15 protein-coding genes are annotated in these 17,817 nt (G+C 66.4%); 1 reads left to right on the top strand and 14 read right to left on the bottom strand.

Annotated features, from left to right (window positions below):
• Window positions 1–121 precede the first annotated feature (121 nt).
• From tpx to ACODSD_RS12840, 11 genes are all read right to left on the bottom strand, one after another.
• Entirely contained in the window at window positions 122–619 is a 498-nt protein-coding gene (gene tpx, locus ACODSD_RS12890) for a thiol peroxidase (protein WP_043594076.1), read from the bottom strand.
• Between the two features lie 98 nt (window positions 620–717).
• On the bottom strand, window positions 718–1,545 hold the full coding sequence (locus ACODSD_RS12885) for an ABC transporter permease (protein WP_227106607.1): 828 nt from the start codon (window positions 1,543–1,545) through the stop codon (window positions 718–720).
• 40 nt (window positions 1,546–1,585) lie between these two features.
• Window positions 1,586–2,845 carry an ABC transporter permease gene (locus ACODSD_RS12880; RefSeq protein ID WP_107797953.1) on the bottom strand — a complete coding sequence of 420 codons (1,260 nt, stop codon included), beginning with the start codon at window positions 2,843–2,845 and terminating at the stop codon, window positions 1,586–1,588.
• Between the two features lie 58 nt (window positions 2,846–2,903).
• Window positions 2,904–3,938, bottom strand: a complete 1,035-nt coding sequence (locus ACODSD_RS12875; RefSeq protein ID WP_107797952.1) for an ABC transporter substrate-binding protein — start codon at window positions 3,936–3,938, stop codon at window positions 2,904–2,906.
• Between the two features lie 65 nt (window positions 3,939–4,003).
• A complete protein-coding gene (locus tag ACODSD_RS12870) occupies window positions 4,004–5,038 on the bottom strand; it encodes an ABC transporter substrate-binding protein (protein ID WP_488877514.1) in 1,035 nt (344 codons plus the stop codon).
• Window positions 5,039–5,103: 65 nt separating this feature from the next.
• A complete protein-coding gene (locus tag ACODSD_RS12865) occupies window positions 5,104–6,132 on the bottom strand; it encodes an ABC transporter substrate-binding protein (protein WP_488877513.1) in 1,029 nt (342 codons plus the stop codon).
• 67 nt (window positions 6,133–6,199) lie between these two features.
• A complete protein-coding gene (locus tag ACODSD_RS12860; RefSeq protein ID WP_227106601.1) occupies window positions 6,200–7,009 on the bottom strand; it encodes a class II aldolase/adducin family protein in 810 nt (269 codons plus the stop codon).
• Window positions 7,010–7,088: 79 nt separating this feature from the next.
• Window positions 7,089–8,129, bottom strand: coding sequence for an ABC transporter substrate-binding protein (locus ACODSD_RS12855; RefSeq protein WP_488877512.1), 1,041 nt, complete (start codon window positions 8,127–8,129; stop codon window positions 7,089–7,091).
• Window positions 8,130–8,169: 40 nt separating this feature from the next.
• Complete coding sequence (locus ACODSD_RS12850; RefSeq protein WP_107797948.1) at window positions 8,170–9,273, bottom strand: ABC transporter ATP-binding protein; 1,104 nt, start codon at window positions 9,271–9,273, stop codon at window positions 8,170–8,172.
• A 147-nt stretch (window positions 9,274–9,420) separates the two neighbouring features.
• A complete protein-coding gene (locus tag ACODSD_RS12845; protein WP_107797947.1) occupies window positions 9,421–10,050 on the bottom strand; it encodes a response regulator in 630 nt (209 codons plus the stop codon).
• Window positions 10,047–12,434 (bottom strand): PAS domain-containing sensor histidine kinase, encoded by a 2,388-nt coding sequence (locus ACODSD_RS12840; protein ID WP_488877511.1) that lies wholly within the window; start codon window positions 12,432–12,434, stop codon window positions 10,047–10,049. Before ACODSD_RS12840 ends, ACODSD_RS12845 begins: the two co-directional genes overlap by 4 nt.
• A 334-nt stretch (window positions 12,435–12,768) precedes the next feature.
• Between ACODSD_RS12840 and ACODSD_RS12835 the strand changes: the two genes are divergently transcribed.
• Window positions 12,769–13,317: a cupin domain-containing protein gene (locus ACODSD_RS12835; protein ID WP_107797945.1), complete on the top strand. Its 549-nt coding sequence runs from the start codon at window positions 12,769–12,771 to the stop codon at window positions 13,315–13,317.
• A 154-nt stretch (window positions 13,318–13,471) separates the two neighbouring features.
• Here the strand turns inward: ACODSD_RS12835 and ACODSD_RS12830 are convergent, their stop codons facing one another.
• The 3 genes from ACODSD_RS12830 to ACODSD_RS12820 form a co-directional block, all read right to left on the bottom strand.
• Entirely contained in the window at window positions 13,472–14,908 is a 1,437-nt protein-coding gene (locus tag ACODSD_RS12830) for a high affinity choline transporter 1 (protein ID WP_227106598.1), read from the bottom strand.
• Between the two features lie 331 nt (window positions 14,909–15,239).
• A complete protein-coding gene (locus ACODSD_RS12825) occupies window positions 15,240–16,460 on the bottom strand; it encodes a DUF2399 domain-containing protein (protein ID WP_488877510.1) in 1,221 nt (406 codons plus the stop codon).
• An 88-nt stretch (window positions 16,461–16,548) separates the two neighbouring features.
• Window positions 16,549–17,592, bottom strand: coding sequence for a GGDEF domain-containing protein (locus ACODSD_RS12820; RefSeq protein WP_227106596.1), 1,044 nt, complete (start codon window positions 17,590–17,592; stop codon window positions 16,549–16,551).
• Window positions 17,593–17,817 lie beyond the last annotated feature (225 nt).

Here is a 17,817-nt window from a genome sequence, read left to right as displayed (position 1 = left end):
TAAAACCGCTGTGATGGATCCACTATAGGATTATTTTGACCTGATGGCGGATTGGCGCCGGAGCCGGGGCGCAAAAAACCCGCCGATTCGCACCGGCGGGTTTGGTCTGCGGCAACGTCGCTTACAGCGCGGCCAGCGCGGCGTCGTAGTTCGGCTCTTCGCCGATCTCGGCCACCAGCTCGCTATGCAGCACCTTGTTGTCCTTGTCCAGCACCACCACCGCGCGGGCGGTCAGGCCGGCCAGCGGGCCGGAGGCCAGCTTGACGCCGTAGTCGGCGGCGAACTGCGGGTTGCGGAAGGTGGACAGGGTCACCACATTGTCGATGCCCTCGGCGCCGCAGAAGCGCTTCTGCGCAAACGGCAGGTCGGCGGAAACGCAGAGCACCACGGTGTCGGCCAGCTTGGCCGCGCGTTCGTTGAACTTGCGCACCGACATCGCGCAGGTCGGCGTGTCCACGCTCGGGAAAATGTTCAGCACCTTGTTCTTGCCGGCGTAGTTGTCCAGTTTGACTTCGGCCAGGTCGGCGGAGGTCAGGGTCAGGGCCGGGGCTTGCTGGCCCTTGGCCGGCAGCGCGCCAGCCACTTCAACCGGATTGCCGCGCAGAGTAACGGTAGCCATGTGGGAATTCCTCATTTGGTTTCAGGGGGTGAATGCCTCCTAGTGTGCGGCAGCTTGGCTGAAATTCAACCCCTCCCAAAGTAGGGCCAAGCCGGTATTCAGACCCCGGGCCGGCTGCGCAGCCGCTCGGCACGGCCGCGCAGCCACTCCAGCGTCAGCAGCATCAGCACCGAAAACCCGATCAACAGCGTGGCCGCCGCGGCGATGGCGGGGCTGAGGTTTTCGCGTATGCCGCCGAACATCGCCCGCGGCAGCGTCGCCTGGCCCGGCCCGGCGACGAACAGCGTCACCACCACCTCGTCGAAGGAGGTGCCGAAGGCGAACAGCGCGCCGGAAATCACCCCCGGCGCGATCAGCGGCAGCGTCACCTTGAAGAACACCCGCAGCGGCGACGCGCCCAGGCTGGCGGCGGCCCGCACCAGATTGCGGTTGAAGCCCTGCAACGTGGCGCTGACGGTGATCACCACAAAGGGCACGCCCAGCGCCGCGTGCAGCAGCACCAGCGTCAGATAGCTGTTGTCCATGCCCAGGGGCGCGAAGAACAGATAGCCGGCCACGCCGACGATCACCACCGGCACCACCATGGGCGAGATCAACACCGCCATCAGCAGGCCCTTGCCGGGAAACTCGGCGCGGGTCAGACCGACGGCGGCCAGCGTGCCCAGCGTCATCGCCAGCACGGTGGCCAGCGGCGCGACGATCAGGCTGTTCTGCAAGGCGCGCATCCACTCCGCCGAGGAGAAGAACTCCTGATACCAGCGCAGGGAAAAGCCGCTGAGCGGATAGACCAGGAAGGCGCTGGCGTTGAAAGACAGCGGGATGATCACCAGCACCGGCAGCACCAGGAACAGCAGCGTCAGGCCGCCCAGCAGGCGGTGCAGGTAAAACCACAGCCGTTCTTCCGGCAAGGTGTGATGGCTTGGCATCGGTTTGGCTCTCCAGTATCGGTTGGGTCCAGGCGGCGGTTCAGCCCAGCCGCAGCCGTTCGCTGCCCACCAGCCGGTGGTAGACCGCGTACAGCAGCAAGGTGGCCGCCAACAGCAGGCCGCCCAGCGCGGTGGCCATGCCCCAGTTGATGGTGGTGTTGGTGTAGAAGGCGACGAAATAGCTGACCATCTGGTCGTTGGGGCTGCCCAGCAAGGCCGGGGTGATGTAATAGCCTATGGACAGGATGAACACCAGCAGGCAGCCGGCGCCCACCCCGGCCACGGTCTGCGGCGCGTACACCCGCCAGAAGCCGGCGAAGGGGTGGCAGCCCAGCGAGATCGCCGCGCGCAGATAGCTGGGAGAGATGCCCTTCATCACGCTGTAGATGGGCAGAATCATGAAGGGCAGCAGGATGTGCACCATGGCGATGTAGACGCCGACGCGGTTGAACACCAGCTGCAACGGCTGCTCGATCAGGCCCAGGCTCAGCAAAGCGGCGTTGATCAGGCCGCCGGACTGCAGCAGCACGATCCAGGCGGCCACCCGCACCAGCACCGAGGTCCAGAACGGCAGCAGCACCATGATCATCAGCAGATTGCTGCGGCGCGTGGGCAGGCTGGCCAAGAGATAGGCCAGCGGATAGGCCAGCAGCAGGCACAGCGCGGTCACCACCAGGCTCATCCAGAACGTGCGGGCGAACACACTCAGGTAAATGCCCTGATCCGGCATCGCGCGGCTGAGTTCGCCCAGGTCGTCGATGCGGTGATCCAGCGCCGCCAGCAGATAATACGGCGTGTAGGCGGACTGGTTGCGGCGTATCGCCAGCCAGTAGGCCGGGTCGCCCCAGCGTTCGTCCAGCTCGGTCAGCGCCTGCTTGAACGAGGCCGGCGCCGGCTCCAGCGGCAAGGCGCGCGAGGTCTTGCCCAGCAGGCTGCGGTAGCCGGGCACCTCCATATTCAGCCGCTTGCCCAGATCGCCCAGCGTCTGGCGCTCGCCGGCCAGCCGCACATCGTCGGCCAGCGCGCGGTAAGCCGCCTCCGGCGGCAGCGATTTGCCGTCCCAGGCCGCCAGCGCCCGCACCGTGCGCGGCAGCGAACCCGCCACTTCCGGGTTGTCCACGCTGCGCAACAGCAGCGCGCCGATGGGCACGATGAAAGTCAGCAGCAAGAACAGCAGCAGCGGCGACACCAGCGCCAACGACTTGAGCTTGCCCAGCCGCTCCGCCCGGGCCAGCCGCGCCTTCAGAGGCCGCTCGTCCGGCGCGGACGCGCGGGAATGGGATACCGTGGAAGCCGTCATGGCCTTACTCCGTTATGGCCGCCGAAAGGCGGCCTCCGCTAAATGAAGGATGAGCGCCCTACTTCGCCGCCCAGGCGTTGAAACGCTGCTCCAGGTTCTCCGCGTGGTCGGCCCAGAACTCCAGATTAATCTTCAGCGCGTCCTTGATGTTCTGCGGCGCGGTCGGCAAATCCGGCAGCTCGTTCTTGTCCAGCAGCGGAATCGCCCGCTTGTTGCTGGGACCGTAGGCGATGTTCTGCGAATAAACCTTCTGGTTTTCCGGCTTGCTGGCGAAGGCGATGAACTGGTAAGCCTGGTCGCGCTTGGGCGTGCCCTTGGGAATCGACCAGTAATCGAAGTCGTAGAGATTGCCGTTCCACACCACTTTCAGGTTCTTGCCCTCCTTGCGCGCCACCGCGATGCGGCCGTTGAAGGCGGAGCTCATCACCACATCGCCGGAGGCCAGGTATTGCGGCGGCTGCGCGCCGGCCTCCCACCACTGCAGATAGGGCTTGATCTGGTCCAGCTTCTTGAAGGCGCGGTCCACGCCGGCCGGCGTGCCCAGCGCCGGATAGACGTCCTTGGCGGCCACGCCGTCGGCCAGCAGCGCAATCTCCAGCGTGCCCTTAGCGCCCTTGCGCAGGCCGCGCTTGCCGGGGAATTTCTTCAGGTCCCAGAAATCCTTCCAGCCGGCCGGCGCGGTCTTCAGCTTGTCGGCGTTGTAGGCCAGCGCGGTGGACCAGACGAAGATGCCGATGCCGCAGGGCTGGGCCGCGCCGGGCACGAAGTCGGCCTTATTGCCGATGCGCGCGTAATCCAGCCGCTCCAGCAGGCCTTCGTCGCAGCCGCGCACCAGTTCCGGCGACTCCACTTCCAACACGTCCCAGGACACGCTCTTGGTGTCCACCATGGCCTTGAGCTTGGCCATTTCGCCGTTATATTCGCCGCTGACCAGCTTGAGCCCGCTGCTCTTCTGGAAGGGCGCGTAATAAGCCTTGGCCTGGGCGTCCTTGTTGGCGCCGCCGTAGGAAATCACCGTCAAATCCTTGGCCGAAGCCGCGCCGGCCAAAGCCAGCGCGGCGCCCAGCAGCATGCATTTTTGTTTAAACGCCATCCTCATTCTCCTTGTTGACTGCATCGTGACGCCGGCCAAGCCGGCGTGGCTTTCAAAACCGACCATCAACGCAGGGCCCAGGCATTGAAGCGCTGCTCCAGGCTTTCGCCGTGATCGGCCCAAAACTCTATATCCACCTTCAAGGCATTCCTCATGTTCTGCGGCGCGGTCGGCAAATCCGGCAGCTCGTTCTTGTCCAGCAGCGGAATCGCCCGCTTGTTGCTGGGACCGTAGGCGATGTTCTGCGAATAAACCTTCTGGTTTTCCGGCTTGCTGGCGAAGGCAATGAAGCGGTAAGCAGCGTCCTTGTTGGGCGAGCCCTTGGGAATGGCCCAGGAGTCGAAGTCGTACAGGCTGCCGTCCCAGACGATTTTCAGTTTCTTGCCCTCTTTCTGCGCCGCGGCGATGCGGCCGTTGTAGGCGGAACTCATCACCACGTCGCCGGAGGCCAGGTATTGCGGCGGTTGCGCGCCGGCTTCCCACCACTGGATATGCGGCTTGAGCTGGGCCAGCTTCTTGAAGGCGCGCTCCACGCCGGCCGGCGTGGCCAGCAGGCGATACACGTCCTTGGCCGGAACGCCGTCGGCCAGCAGAGCGATCTCCAAAGTGTATTTGGCGCCCTTGCGCATGCCGCGCTTGCCGGGATAACGCTTCACGTCCCAGAAATCGGCCCAGCCGCGCGGCGCGGTCTTGAGTTTGTCCGCGTTGTAGGCCAAAGCGGTGGACCAGACCAGGGTGCCGATGCCGCAGGCTTGGGCCGCTCCCGGCAGGAAATCCGCCTTATTGCCGATGCGCGCGTAATCCAGCCGCTCGAACAGCCCTTCGTCACAGCCGCGCGCCAGCTCCGGCGACTCCACTTCCAGCACATCCCAGGACACGCTCTTGGTGTCCACCATCGCCTTGAGCTTGGCCATTTCGCCGTTGTACTCGCCGGCCAGAATCTTGATGCCGGTGGCTTGCTGAAACGGCTGGTAATAGGCCTTGGTCTGCGCCGCCTTGCTGGCGCCGCCAAAGGAAATCACGGTCAGATCCCGGGCCTGGGCGGCGCCGGCCAATGCCAGCGCGGCGCCCAGCAGGATGAACCCTTGTCCAACTGCCATCCTCATTCTCCTTATTGACTGCATCGTGACGCCGGCCAGGCCGGCGTGGCTTTCAAAACCGACCATCAACGCAGGGCCCAGGCATTGAAGCGCTGCTCCAGGCTTTCGCCGTGGTCGGCCCAAAAGTTGAAATCCACCCGTACCGCGCTTTGCAGATTTGCCGGCGCGGTGGGCAGTTCGAGTTGTCGCGCCGGCGCCAACAGCGCCATCGCCTGGCGATTGATCGGGCCATAGGCCATCTGTCGCGAATACGCCGCCTGGGCTTCCGGCCGGCTGGCGAAAGCGATGAAACGCCTTGCCGCCGCGCCCTGTTGCGCGCCCTTGGGGATGGCCCAGTAGACAAAGTCATACAGGCTGCCGTCCCAAACTATCTTCAGATTCCGGCCCTCTTGCTGGGCCGAGGCGATGCGGCCGTTGTAGGCCGAGCTCATCGCCACGTCGCCGGAGGCCAGGTATTGCGGCGGCTGCGCGCCGGCCTCCCACCACTGGATATAAGGTTTGAGCTGGGCCAGCTTCTTGAAGGCGCGCTCCACGCCGGCCGGCGTGGCCAGCAGGCGATACACGTCCTTGGCGGCAACGCCGTCGGCCAGCAAGGCGATTTCCAGCGTGTATTTGGCGCCCTTGCGCATGCCGCGCTTGCCGGGATAACGCTTCACGTCCCAGAAATCGGCCCAGCCGCGCGGCGCGGTCTTCAGCTTGTCCGCGCTGTAAGCCAGCACATTGGACCAGACGAAGAGGCTGATGCCGCAGGGTTGCAGCGCGCCATCGACCACCTCTGCGCGCGCGCCGGCCAGCGCCGGGTCCAGCTTTTCGAACAAGCCTTCGTCGCAGCCCCGCGCCAGTTCCGGCGCTTCCACCTCCAGCACGTCCCAGGACACGCTCCGCGCCGCCACCATCGCCTTGACCTTGGCCATTTCGCCGTTGTATTCGCCGGCCAGCACCTTGATGCCGGTGGCGCGCTGGAAGGGCTGGTAATAGGCCTGAACCTGGGCGGCCTGGTTGGCGCCGCCGAATGACACGATGGTCAGCGCCTGCGCCTGACTGGCCGCCAGCGCGGCGCAAGCCAGAAGCAAGGATTTACCGTGTATCGCCATGACCCCTACCTCCTTTATGTCAACGCCGCTTGCCCGCTGGCCGGGCCGCGGCAGCCGCCCGTCCCGGTCAAAGTTTGTAGCCGGGATCGAGCCGGTCCAGCAGGCGCAGCAGCGCCGCCCAGGCCAGGTCGACGAACCTATCGTCCTTCAGCTCCCGCTCGCCCACCTCGCGCTCCGGCTCGTTGAACTGGCGCTCGGTCCGCCGGCAAACCGCCACGGACGGCAGGCGCAAGGCTCCGGCCGCCTGCGCGCTCAGCTGGATGTCGCAGGCCTTCTCCAGGTAGTACATGCGCAGGAAAGCCTGCTTGACCGTCTCCCCCACGGTCAGCAAGCCGTGGTTGCGCAGGATCAGCACCGGCTTGTCGCCCAGATCCCGCACCAGGCGCGCCTGCTCGTTGAGGTCCAGGGCGATGCCTTCGTAATCGTGGTACGCCGCCTTCCCGTAGAACTCCATCGACATCTGGTTCACCGGCAACAAGCCCTCCGCCAGCGCCGCCACCGCGCAGCCGGCCCGGGTATGGGTGTGCAGCACGCACTGGGCATCCGGTCTTGCCGAGTGGATGGCGCTGTGGATGACGAAGCCGGCCGGATTGACCAGGGCGTCGTTCTCGTCCAGCGCCCGGCCGTCGAGACCGATCTTGACCAGGCTGGACGCGGTGATTTCGTCGAACATCAGCCCGTAGGGGTTGATCAGGAAATGGTGTTCCGGCCCTGGCAAGCGCACCGAGATATGCGTCGAGATCAGATCGCTCATGCGAAAGTGCGCGATCAGCCGATAACAGGCCGCCAGTTCTCGACGTAGTTGCCGCTCCCCTTCCGACTCCACGGGCTGGGCGGCTTGCTGCGGGGCAGGGCTGAGCTTTGCTGAGCGTTCCATCATGACCTCGGTGTGTTGTGCATCCGCCCCCATCCGGGGGGCCAACTGGCGACGCCGGCGGGCGCCGCGGCAACCGCGCTTACTTGGACTTGGCCACCCAGGCGTTGAAGCGCTGCTCGAGCTCCTCGCTCCTGTCCACCCAAAACGCCGTGTCCTCGCTCAGCGCCACCGCGAGATTCCGCGGCGAGGTCGGCAGATCCCGGCTCCTTGTCGCGTCCAGCATCTGGATCGCCTTGCGGTGGGTGACGCCGTAATCGATGGTGTCGGCATAGACTTTCTGATTGGCCGGCTGCGTGGCGAAGCGGATGAACTTCAGCGCGTCGTCCTTGCGCGGGCTGCCCTTGGGAATCGCCCAGTAGTCGTAGTTGTAAACCGAGCCGTTCCAGACCGCCTTCAGGTTCTTGCCTTCCTTCCTCGCTTCGGAAATGCGGCCGTTATAGGCCGAGCTCATCACCACATCGCCCGAAACCAGAAACTGCGGCGGCTGGGAACCGGCTTCCCACCACTGGATGTTCGGCCTGAGCTGGTCCAGCTTGCGGAAGGCCCGATCGACGCCCGTCGGCGTGGCCAGTACCTTGTAAACGTCCTTCGGGGCGACGCCATCCGCCATCAGCGCGAACTCCAGATTGTCCTGCGCGCCCTTGCGCAGACCGCGCTTGCCCGGGAAGGTCTTCACGTCCCAGAAATCCTTCCAGCCGGCCGGCGCCGTTTTCAGCTTGTCGGCGTTGTAGGCCAGGACGATGGACCAGACGTTCATGCCTATCCCGCAGCTTTGCACCGCGCCGGCGAGAAAATCCGCGGGCTTGCCGATCTTGCTGTAATCCAGCTTTTCGAACAGGCCTTCGTCGCAGCCGCGCGCCAGCGCCGCCGGCTCGACCTCAACCACGTCCCACGACACGCTGCGGCTATCGACCATGGCCTTGATCTTGGCCATCTCGCCGTTGTATTCCGCCCCGATCACCTTGATGCCGGTCTCCCGCTGGAAGGGGCGGTAATACGCCTTGTCCTGGGCGGACTTTCCCGCGCCACCGAACGAGATCACGGTCACAGCGGCCGCCATGGCTTGGCCCGCGAAAGCCAAACCCAGGGCCGTGACGGCCAGCTTGATGCTTGCAGACATTCCAGGTCCTCCTGTGCAAAGGGAGCGGCGTCGCGCCTTGCTATTCGTGAACCAGCGGATCGAGCGCGCGCACATGCTCCACCTGCCAGCCCAGCGGCACCACGTCGCCGACGGCGAGCGTGGCGTCCAGTTCGGCGATGGCTTGTTTGACGAAGAAGTTGGGCTTGCCGCACACCTCCATGCGCACGCGCACGTGGTCGCCCAGATAGATGAATTCGGCCACCCGGCCGGAGAAGCGGTTGTCGCAGCGCTCGCTATGGCCGTTGAGCAGGATGCGTTCGGGCCGGATGGACAGCGACACCGGGCTGCCGGCCTCGCCCACCTTCACCGCCAACGCCGTCACCCGTTCGCCGCGCTCCAGTTCCACCAGGCAGCGCTCGCCGTCCTGGCTCAGCAGGGTGCCTGGCAAGCGATTGTTCTCGCCGATGAAGTTGGCGACGAAGGCGTTGTCCGGCCGCTCGTAGAGCTGGGCCGGCGCGTCGATCTGCTGGATTTCGCCCTGGTGAAACACCGCCACCCGGTCCGACATGGTCAGCGCCTCGCCCTGATCGTGGGTGACGTAGACCACGGTGACGCCCAGCCGCTGATGCAGATGCTTGATCTCCATCTGCATGTGTTCGCGCAATTGCTTGTCCAGCGCGCCCAGCGGTTCGTCCATCAGCACCAGCTGCGGCTCGAACACCAGCGCGCGCGCCAGCGCCACCCGCTGCTGCTGGCCGCCCGACATCTGGCCCGGATAGCGGCCGGCGAAGGCGTCCAGCTGCACCATGGCCAGCGCCCGCTTCACCTTGTCCTGGATGTCCGCCTTGGACACCCCGCGCACCGACAGCGGGAAGGCCAGGTTTTCCGCCACCGTCATGTGCGGGAACAAGGCGTAGTTCTGGAACACCATACCGATGTTGCGCTTGTGCGGCGGCACCCGGTTGAGGGAGCGGCCGGCCAGCTGGATCTCGCCGCCGGTGGGGGTTTCGAAACCGGCCAGCATCATCAGGCTGGTGGTCTTGCCGGAGCCGGACGGCCCCAGCAGGGTGAGGAATTCGCCGCGGCGGATGTCCAGGTTCAGGTTTTTGACGATGAGGTTTTCGCCGTCATAGCTTTTCTGGACATTGAGGAAGCGGACAAGCACATCGCTGGCTGCGGACATGGCGGCGACACCTGAAAGTGAATGCGTACGCCAACCATGCTAGGGAGCGCGGCGCGCGCCCGCCATCGGCGGGCGGCGGATTTTGCCGTCGGGATAAACGGCGCGCGCTGTAGGGAAATTCTTAGTGCGCCGCAGCAGCCAAGCGCGTTAAAACAGCTGATGCTCGATCGCGTAGCGCACCAGATCCGCCAGCGACTGCGCGCGCAGCTTCTGCATCAGCCTGACCTTGTGGGTGCTGACGGTTTTGGCGCTGATCGCCAGCAGCTGCGCCACCTCGTTGACGTTGGCCCCCTGCGCCAGGCGCTGGAACACCTGGAACTCGCGCTCGGACAACTGGGCGTGCGGCGGCCTCTCGTCGCTGAGATTGACTTCGAACACCAGCCGGTCCGCCAGTTGCGGGTCGATGTAGCGGCCGCCGCCGGCCACCTTGCGGATCGCGGTCAGCAGCAGCGCCGGATCGCTGTCCTTGGTGGCGTAGCCGGCGGCGCCGGCCTTGAGCGCACGCGCCGCCATCTGCACCTCGTCGTGCATGGACAGCACCAGGATGGCCGGCGGCTGCGCCAGCGCCCGCAAGCGCGGGATCACGTCCAGGCCGCTCAGGCCCGGCATGGAAATATCCAGCAGCAGCACATCGCAGGCGGCGGCGCGCAAGGCGTCGAACACCGCGGCGCCGTGGGCGGCTTCGCCGACCACTTGCAAATCGTCGGCCAGGCCGATCAACTGCTTGATGCCTTCGCGCACGATGGTGTGGTCTTCCGCCACAATCACTCGAATCATGTCTTCTCCTCCCCTTCATCCGGCCGCAAGGGCAGCCGGGCCGTCAAACTGCAGCCCTGTCCCGGCGCGCTGGCCACGTCCAGGCCGCCGCCGAACATCAGCAGGCGCTCGCGCATGCCCACCAGGCCGTAGGAGCTGCCCGCTTCCCCCGGCCGCCGCTCGAAGCCCTTGCCGTCGTCGATAATGCTCAGCACCAGTTCTCCCGGCAAGGCCTGCAAGTGCAGCGTCACCGTGTGAGCCTCGGCGTGGCGCATCACATTGGTCAGCGCCTCCTGCAACACCCGGAACAGGCCCACCGCCTTGGCGTCGTCCAGGCGCAGCGGCGTGTCCGGCACCAGTACCAGACAGGGTATGCCGCTGCGGGCTTCGAAGCGGCGCGCCTGCCACTCCACCGCCGAGGCCAGGCCCGCGTCCAGGATGGGCGGCCGCAGCGCGGTGGCCACGTCGCGGACCAGGGCGAAGGTCTGGGCGATCAGCTTCTTGATGCTGGCCAGCCGCTCCGCCGCCGCGCCCTCCGGCCGCCCCAGGCTCAGTTCCAGCATCGAGGTTTCCAGCTTGAGCACGGTCAGCACCTGGCCCAGCTCGTCGTGCACCTCGCGCGCGATATGGGCTTTTTCCTCCTCGCGCACCGTTTCGAGGTGGGCGGCCAGATCGCGCAGCATGGCGCGCGACGCGCTCAGCTCCAGTTCATTGCGCTTGCCGGCGCTGATATCCCACAGGATGCCATCCCACACCATGCCCGTCGCGCCGTGGCGGCGGGCGCTGGCGCGCAGATCGGCCCAGCGCTCCGCGCCGTCCCGGGTCAGAATCCGGCCCTGCCAGCTCCAGTCGCGCTGCTCGCGCCAGGCGGCTTGCCAGCTGTCGCGCAGCGCCGCGGCGTCCTCAGGGTGCGCCAGCGCTTGCAAGCCCTCCGGCCGCGCCAGCAAGTCCGCGGCCGGGTAGCCGGTCAGCGCCAGGCTGGCCTCGCTGACGAAGGCCAGCCGCGGGTCTTCCGCCGCGTCGGCGCGCTCCAGCCGGAACACCAGGCCCGGCACATTGCCGGCGATGCCCTTGAAACGCGCCTCGCTCTCCCGCAGGGCGGCGCGCGCCTGCCGCTTTTCGGTGACGTCGTGCATAAAGGCCACCAGGTAGTCGGCGCCGCCGAAGCGCAGAAAACTGAGCGAGACGTCCAGCGGCAGGCTGCCGCCGTCGGCGCGCAGGCTATCGGTTTCAAACTGCAGCAGGCCCCGGCTCCGCGCCCGGCCCCACAAATCCAGCCAGCCGTCCATGTCCAAGCCCGGCTGGAAGCGAGACAGCGGCTGCCCCACCGCCTCCGCCTCCGCGCACCCCAGCATCGCCAGCGCGGCCTGATTGGCGTAACGCAGCCGGCCTTCCCAGTTCAGCCACAGAATGCCCACCGTGCTGTGATCCACCGAGAACTGGGTCAGCCGCAAGGCCTCTGCGCCGGCTTCCCGCTGGGCCAGCGCCTGCCGCGCCGCCGCCAGCGCTTGCCGCGACTGCCGCTGCTGCCGGCCCTGCCACAGCAGCGCGCCGGCCAAGAGCAGGATGAGCAGCAGCGAGACCTGGCTCAGCCTGCGCCAAAACGGCAGGCTGTCGGCCAGCGGCGTCGGCTCCGCCTGCACCCAGCGCGTGTAGAGATGGCCGCGCTGCGAGGCCGGCAGCGCGCTCAAGGCCCGGTCCAGCAGCATCGCCAGCTGCGGCCAGTCCTGCCGCGACGCCACCCGCAACAGCCGGGTGGCGCCGCTGTCGCCCACCGCGCGCAAGTGCGAGAATTCCGGCTCGCGCAGCAGCTGGTTCAGCTGCGCCTCGTCCACCACCGCGTAATCCGCCCGCTGCTGCTGCACCTGCTGCAGCGCGTTGCGGTCCGAGCCGGCCGGCAAGCGCCGCAAGGCCGGATAATTGACGGTCAGAAAGGCCGCCGCCGCGCCCGGTTCGAGCACCGCCACCCGCGCGCTGTCCGGCAGTTGTTCCAGTTCCAGCGCCGCCGCCGGCTCGCCGCGCCCGACCAGTTTGTAGGGGATGCGCAGGAAGGGGCCGGAAAACAGCCAGTAACGCAAGCCGGCCGGGGTTTGTTCCAGGCCGGGCGCGACATCCACCCGCCCCGCCCGCGCCGCCGCGCTCAACTGCGTCTTGTTCGGATAGAAGGTCCAGGCCAGTTTGAGGCCCAATTCGGCGGCCAGCCGGTTCATCAGTTCCACATGCGCGCCGCTCAGCGCCTGTCGGCGCGCGTCCAGCACCGCGTACGGCGCTTGCGGCACCACGCCCACCCGCAGCACCGGGTGCCGGCTCAGCCAGTCCCGCTCCGCCGTCGACAGGCTCAGCGCCCAGCTCGCCGGCGCCAGCCATAGCGCCGCCCATCCCGCCATCCACAATAAGGCTCTCAATGCGTCTCTCCGGCGCGCCGGACGGCGCGCATGCCACCATACTGTGGCAGCGCGGCGACGCTGTCTAAAAAATCAAACACAAAGCGGGAAAGTCTGTGGCAAGCGGCGCAGGCGACGGGCCTGGCGGGACGGCGACGGGAGGATTGAGAACGCGGGCAGACGCGGCGACGGCCCGGAGAATGGTTCCAGGCTTCGAAAATGCGCCGCCGCCGGCCGGAAAACGCGAATTGCTCTGCATCGCCGGCGGCGACATCAGTATACTGTGACGCTATTCGAAAAATTGTCGAAAATACTAAGCAGAGGCCGACAAGGGCACGCCACCGAGGTTACAGGCATGGATATTGGATTACGCGTCAAACAAGTGCGCGAGCACTTCGCGCTGTCTCAACGCGAGCTGGCGAAACGGGCCGGCATGGCCAACGCCACCATCTCGCTGATAGAACAGAACCGGGTCAGCCCGTCCATCAGTTCGCTATTGAAGCTGATTCAGGGTTTCCCCATGACGCTGACCGAATTCCTGACCTTTGGCGAACCGCCTCCTAGCGACCCTTACACCTTCCGCCGCGAACAACAGCCGGATCTGGGCCGCGACGGCCTGAAGCTGCTGATCATCGGCGCGTCCAATCCCAATCGCCAGATGCGCATGCTGCGCGAGCTGTATTCGCCGGGCGCGGACACCGGCAAGGAAATGATCACCCATCCGGAAGGCGAGGAATGCGGCGTGGTGGTGCGCGGCAGCGTGGAGCTGACCGTGGACGGCCACATCAGCATCCTCTCCGCCGGCGACGGCTATTACTTCCCCAGCACCCTGCCGCACAAATTCCGCAATATCGGGCCGGACGAGGCGGAGATCATCAGCGCCAACACCCCGGCCAACTTCTGATAATCCGTTTACGATCCGCTGCGCGTCGAGGACGCCTTACACGGTGAGTACGGCTTCGAAATGCTCATCTACCGTATGGCCATTCCGCGTTCTCGGCCGCTTTCGCCTTGTATCGCCTTGGCTCGCGAGATCGTAAACAGGCTCTAAGGCCGGGTCAGGCCCGGCCCATCCCCGCCAAAGCCTGCCGTCCCAGCCGCTGCGGCAGCAGGCTGCCGGCCACCATGCCGACAATGCTGAAGCCCAGGCCCACCAGTTGCGGCGGCCAGAACGGATCCGCCGGGCCGAACCAGTCCAGCGCCAGCCAGCTGCCCAGGCCCAGCGCAATGGCCAGCAAGGCGCCCTGCGGCGTGGAACGCTTCCAGAACAGGCCGGCGAACAGCGGCGCCACCGCCGACACCAGCGTCACCTTGTAGGCGTTGCCCACCATCTCGTAGATGGTGGCGTCGGACAAGAGCGCGAACACCGTGGTGACGATGGCCAGGCCCACCACGGTCAGCCGCATCGCCAGCAGGAACTGGCGGTCCGACATCACCGGGATGAAACGGCTGAGCACGTTCTCGGTAAAGGTCACCGACGGCGCCAGCAAGGTGCCGGACGCGGTGGACATGATGGCGGACAGCAGCGCGCCGAAGAACATCACCTGCGCGAACAGCGGCGTGCGCTCCAGGATCAGGCTGGGCAGAATCATCTGCGCGTCCTGCTGCATCCAGCGGCTCACCATGGTCGGATCGATCAGCGTGGCGGCGAAGCCGATGAAGATGGGCAGCATGCAGAAGGTCAAATACAGGCCGCCGCCGACGATGGACGCGCGCGCGGCGACGTTCTCGTTCTTGGCCGACATCACCCGCTGGAAGATATCCTGCTGCGGAATGGAGCCCAACATCATGGTCAGCAAGGCGCCGACGAAGCCGACCACGTCCTTGGGCGCCATGCTGGGAATCATGGTGAACTTGTCCTGCGCCGCCGCGTGCTGCAACACCTTGACCGGGCCGCCGGCCATGTCGCCGATCAACCAGGTCAGATAAAGCAGGCCGGCGACGATCACCGTCATCTGGAAAAAGTCGGTCAGCGCCACCGACCACATGCCACCGAACAGCGTGTACACCAGCACGATGCCCGCGCCCAGCAACATGCCGGCGTTGGCGCTGATCGCGCCCTGGGACAGCACGTTGAACACCACGCCCAGCGCGGTCAGCTGCGCCGCCACCCAGCCCAGGTAGGAGGCGATGATGCACAGCGACACGAACAGCTCCACATTGCGGCCGAAGCGCTGCTTGTAGAAATCGCCTATGGTCAGCAGATTGAGCCGGTACAGCGGCCGCGCGAACAACAGGCCCACCAGCACCAGGCACATCGAGGAGCCAAACGGGTCTTCGACGATGCCGGCGAAGCCCTTGTCGATGAAGGTGGCCGGAATGCCCAGCACCGCCTCCGAGCCGAACCAGGTGGCGAACACCATGGCGGTGACGATGGGAAACGGCAGGCTGCGGCCGGCCACGGCGAAATCGCGGGCGTTGCGCACCCGGGTGGCGGCGTAGAGGCCGATGCCCACGGACAGCAGCAGATAGACGACGACGAAGCCAATCAACATGGGAAGGATATTCCTCTTCTTCTGGCGGCGCGCGCACGCGCCAAAACGGCGGCCCAAAAGCAAGAGGCCGGCGGGGGTGCCTGACACCCCGCCAGCCTCTCTCAATTCCTGAAAACCCTGATATCTTGCCTTTGCCATCAAGGGTTTGGGGGGCGATGATAACGCAGCTTTTTCCCGCTGTGTACCCATCGCCGGGCAGTTTTTTCACACCCGCCCCAATTTGCCCGAATGTCATTACCGGCGCGCCGCCGCCCGCCGGTATTTTCCGCCGCCCGCCCGTCGGCCAAGCCGGATTTCCGCGCCCGTTTTCAGCGGGCCGGACGGCCGGCGCTCAGTCCCCCCAGTCCTCGATGAACAGCGCCTCTTGCTCCACCTTGCACTGCTTCTCCTGCATCTCCATCGCCAGGCCGTGCAGCAAGGGCGGCAGGCCGCCGCCCATCAGGCGCGCCAGCTGCGCCTGCTCCGCCTCGCTCAAGGGCTGGGCGCCGTTGGCCAGGGTCAGTTGCTCCGGCTGCATCCGCCACGGCGACCACGGCCGTCCGGCCTGCTCCGCCACCTGGCCGGCGGCCATGGCGACGGCGATGCCGGACGGGGCCAGGTCGCAGGCGATCTGCACCGGCACCCGCAGCAGGGTCAATAAATGGCGCACCGCCTCGCGCCAGCGCTGATGCGGCTGGCCCGGCACCCAGATGGTCAGCACCGGCAGCGCCTGCTGGCTCAGCGTCTGAAACACGCTGAGATTCTCCACGATGCGCACGCTGCGGATCGCGCCCTCCACCGCGCTCACGCTCATCAAGGCCTCCGGCCCCAGGGCCACGCCTTGTTGCAGCAAGGCGGCGGACAGCAGGCACTGCTGCCCGACCCACAGGCCCAGCGGCCCGGACAGGAAGACGTGCGGGGTGTGACGGGCGATGCCGCAGGCTTCCAGATCGATGCCGAATTCCGCCAGCCATTGCCGGTCCGCCGCGCCGAAGGCTTTGCTGCGCCCCAGCGCGCGCTGCGAAAACTGGCGCTCGGTGCCCCAGCAGCCGTCCAGCAGCCATTGGTCCAGCGCCTGGGCCAGCTTCAGCCGGCGCTCCAGCGTGGAGGATTGCAGATGCGGGCTCAGGCTTTCCGCCAAGCCCAACAGCAGCGGATGGCGCGGCTGCCAGCCGCGCCACAGCTCCACCACCTCGGTCTGGGGCCGCGCGTCGGCCATGCCCAGCAAATGGCGCAGGCCGTACATGTCCAGCCATTGCACCCAGAACGGTTCCAGCTGACTGAGGCGCAGGCCGGTTTCGGCGTGCAGCTCCACCTCGCACCAGCCGGCCTCCAAGAGCCGGCGCAGCAGGTTTGCCGCCAGGGCGTGACTGTCCGCCAGCGCGAGCAGGCTGCTCCAGCGCATGCGATTGCGGCGCGATTTGAGCCAGCCGTCCACCAGTTCCTGCTCCTCCTGGCTCAGCAACAGCGGCTGCGGCGCGGCCTGCGGCGTCAGCAGCAGATTATGGCCGCGCGCGCCCAGCGGGGTGCGGCGAACGGAATCGGGATCGATCTGGGACAGCCAATGCGACATAGCGGGCGACTCGGTGAAAAGGCGGATGAGGAATAGACCATTTTTCCGCCAGAAATTCAATGCCGCGCCGCGTATCGGGAGCCGGCCCTCAAGCCGCTTGCCAGGCGATCACCCGGTCCCGGCCGCCGGCCTTGGCCTGGTACAAGGCCTGATCCGCCCGGTGAAAAGCCTGCTGCAGCCCGCCGTTCCCCACTTGGCAAACGCCGGCGCTGACCGTCACCTGGCCATGGGAAAAAGGCGCGGCGCGCACCTGCTGGCGGAAACACTCCAGCCGCGCCTGCCCCGCCGCGTCGCTGCGCGCCGCCAGCAGCACGCCGAACTCCTCGCCGCCGATGCGGCCGTAAATCTGATCGTGGAAGGTCTCGGCCAGCAAGGCGCTGACATCGCGTATCGTCTGATCCCCCACCGCGTGGCCGTGGGTGTCGTTGATGCACTTGAACAGATCGATATCGATGATGGCCAGATAGAAGGCGATGTCCTCGTGCCCCAGCGCGTATTCCGCCTGTTGCAAAAAGGAGCGCCGGTTGGGCAGGCTGCTCAGCGAATCGTAAAAGGCCTGCCGCCGCAGCTTGTTCAGCAGCAGGTGGTTGCTGCGCAGGGTTTGCACCACCTGCACATGCACCAAGACCATGCCGCCGATGATGAGGGCCAGAAAGCCGAAGCCGTAAATCGTCTGTTCGCCGCCCAAACGCAGAAACACCCGCGCCGGGTCGAACACCAGCAGCAGCAGCCCCCAGAAGCTCAAGGTGTGCCATACGCTGGACATGCTGATCGACATCACCAGCGCGGACACGCCCAGCGTCGGCAACAACAGGAATTCGCCGTAGCCGCCGGCATCCAGCGCGCGCTTCATCGCCAGGCAATAGCCAATGGCGAACAAGACCTGCCACAACAGCAGGGAACGGCCGCGCCGCGCCCAGATCTGCAGCAGGATCAGTCCGCCCAGACCCAGGCCCACCGCCAGAAACAGCCACCCCGGCACCATGCCGCCGTACAGGCGGCGCACCAGCAGAAAGCCCAGCGCGGCCAACACCCCCACCCCCTGAAAGCCCAGGCTGCGCCATTGGAAGGCGTCGATCAGATAAGCGTCGAAATCTTGTTCCAGCGGCCGCACCGGCGCAGGTATCGTCATCGCATCATGCTCCCGCCCACACGCGTCTGACATCGCGTCTTGCTGTGGTATAGGCGCCTGGACCGCCCCCATGCAATCCTCTCCGGGGCCGGCTGGTCCCCCGCTCTCCCGGAGGCTATAATCGCCGCCTTCGACACCGCGCGGCTCCGGCCGCGCGCTTTGCTTTTTGTCTTCCATGGATTGGCCCGCACCCGATGTCCGCAGTCTGTCGCCGGCAGGACGCCA

Source organism: Chromobacterium sp. FG22, from assembly GCF_057809415.1.
Note: the sequence above shows the minus strand (reverse complement) of the source record. Positions and strands in the feature narration are given on the sequence as shown.

What these genes read in the sequence shown, in the direction of transcription:
- tpx (WP_043594076.1), bottom strand. Translation starts at nt 619, where the DNA reads ATGGCTACCGTTACTCTGCGCGGCAATCCGGTTGAAGTGGCTGGCGCG.
- ACODSD_RS12885 (WP_227106607.1), bottom strand. Translation starts at nt 1,545, where the DNA reads ATGCCAAGCCATCACACCTTGCCGGAAGAACGGCTGTGGTTTTACCTG.
- ACODSD_RS12880 (WP_107797953.1), bottom strand. Translation starts at nt 2,845, where the DNA reads ATGACGGCTTCCACGGTATCCCATTCCCGCGCGTCCGCGCCGGACGAG.
- ACODSD_RS12875 (WP_107797952.1), bottom strand. Translation starts at nt 3,938, where the DNA reads ATGGCGTTTAAACAAAAATGCATGCTGCTGGGCGCCGCGCTGGCTTTG.
- ACODSD_RS12870 (WP_488877514.1), bottom strand. Translation starts at nt 5,038, where the DNA reads ATGGCAGTTGGACAAGGGTTCATCCTGCTGGGCGCCGCGCTGGCATTG.
- ACODSD_RS12865 (WP_488877513.1), bottom strand. Translation starts at nt 6,132, where the DNA reads ATGGCGATACACGGTAAATCCTTGCTTCTGGCTTGCGCCGCGCTGGCG.
- ACODSD_RS12860 (WP_227106601.1), bottom strand. Translation starts at nt 7,009, where the DNA reads ATGGAACGCTCAGCAAAGCTCAGCCCTGCCCCGCAGCAAGCCGCCCAG.
- ACODSD_RS12855 (WP_488877512.1), bottom strand. Translation starts at nt 8,129, where the DNA reads ATGTCTGCAAGCATCAAGCTGGCCGTCACGGCCCTGGGTTTGGCTTTC.
- ACODSD_RS12850 (WP_107797948.1), bottom strand. Translation starts at nt 9,273, where the DNA reads ATGTCCGCAGCCAGCGATGTGCTTGTCCGCTTCCTCAATGTCCAGAAA.
- ACODSD_RS12845 (WP_107797947.1), bottom strand. Translation starts at nt 10,050, where the DNA reads ATGATTCGAGTGATTGTGGCGGAAGACCACACCATCGTGCGCGAAGGC.
- ACODSD_RS12835 (WP_107797945.1), top strand. Translation starts at nt 12,769, where the DNA reads ATGGATATTGGATTACGCGTCAAACAAGTGCGCGAGCACTTCGCGCTG.
- ACODSD_RS12830 (WP_227106598.1), bottom strand. Translation starts at nt 14,908, where the DNA reads ATGTTGATTGGCTTCGTCGTCGTCTATCTGCTGCTGTCCGTGGGCATC.
- ACODSD_RS12825 (WP_488877510.1), bottom strand. Translation starts at nt 16,460, where the DNA reads ATGTCGCATTGGCTGTCCCAGATCGATCCCGATTCCGTTCGCCGCACC.
- ACODSD_RS12820 (WP_227106596.1), bottom strand. Translation starts at nt 17,592, where the DNA reads ATGACGATACCTGCGCCGGTGCGGCCGCTGGAACAAGATTTCGACGCT.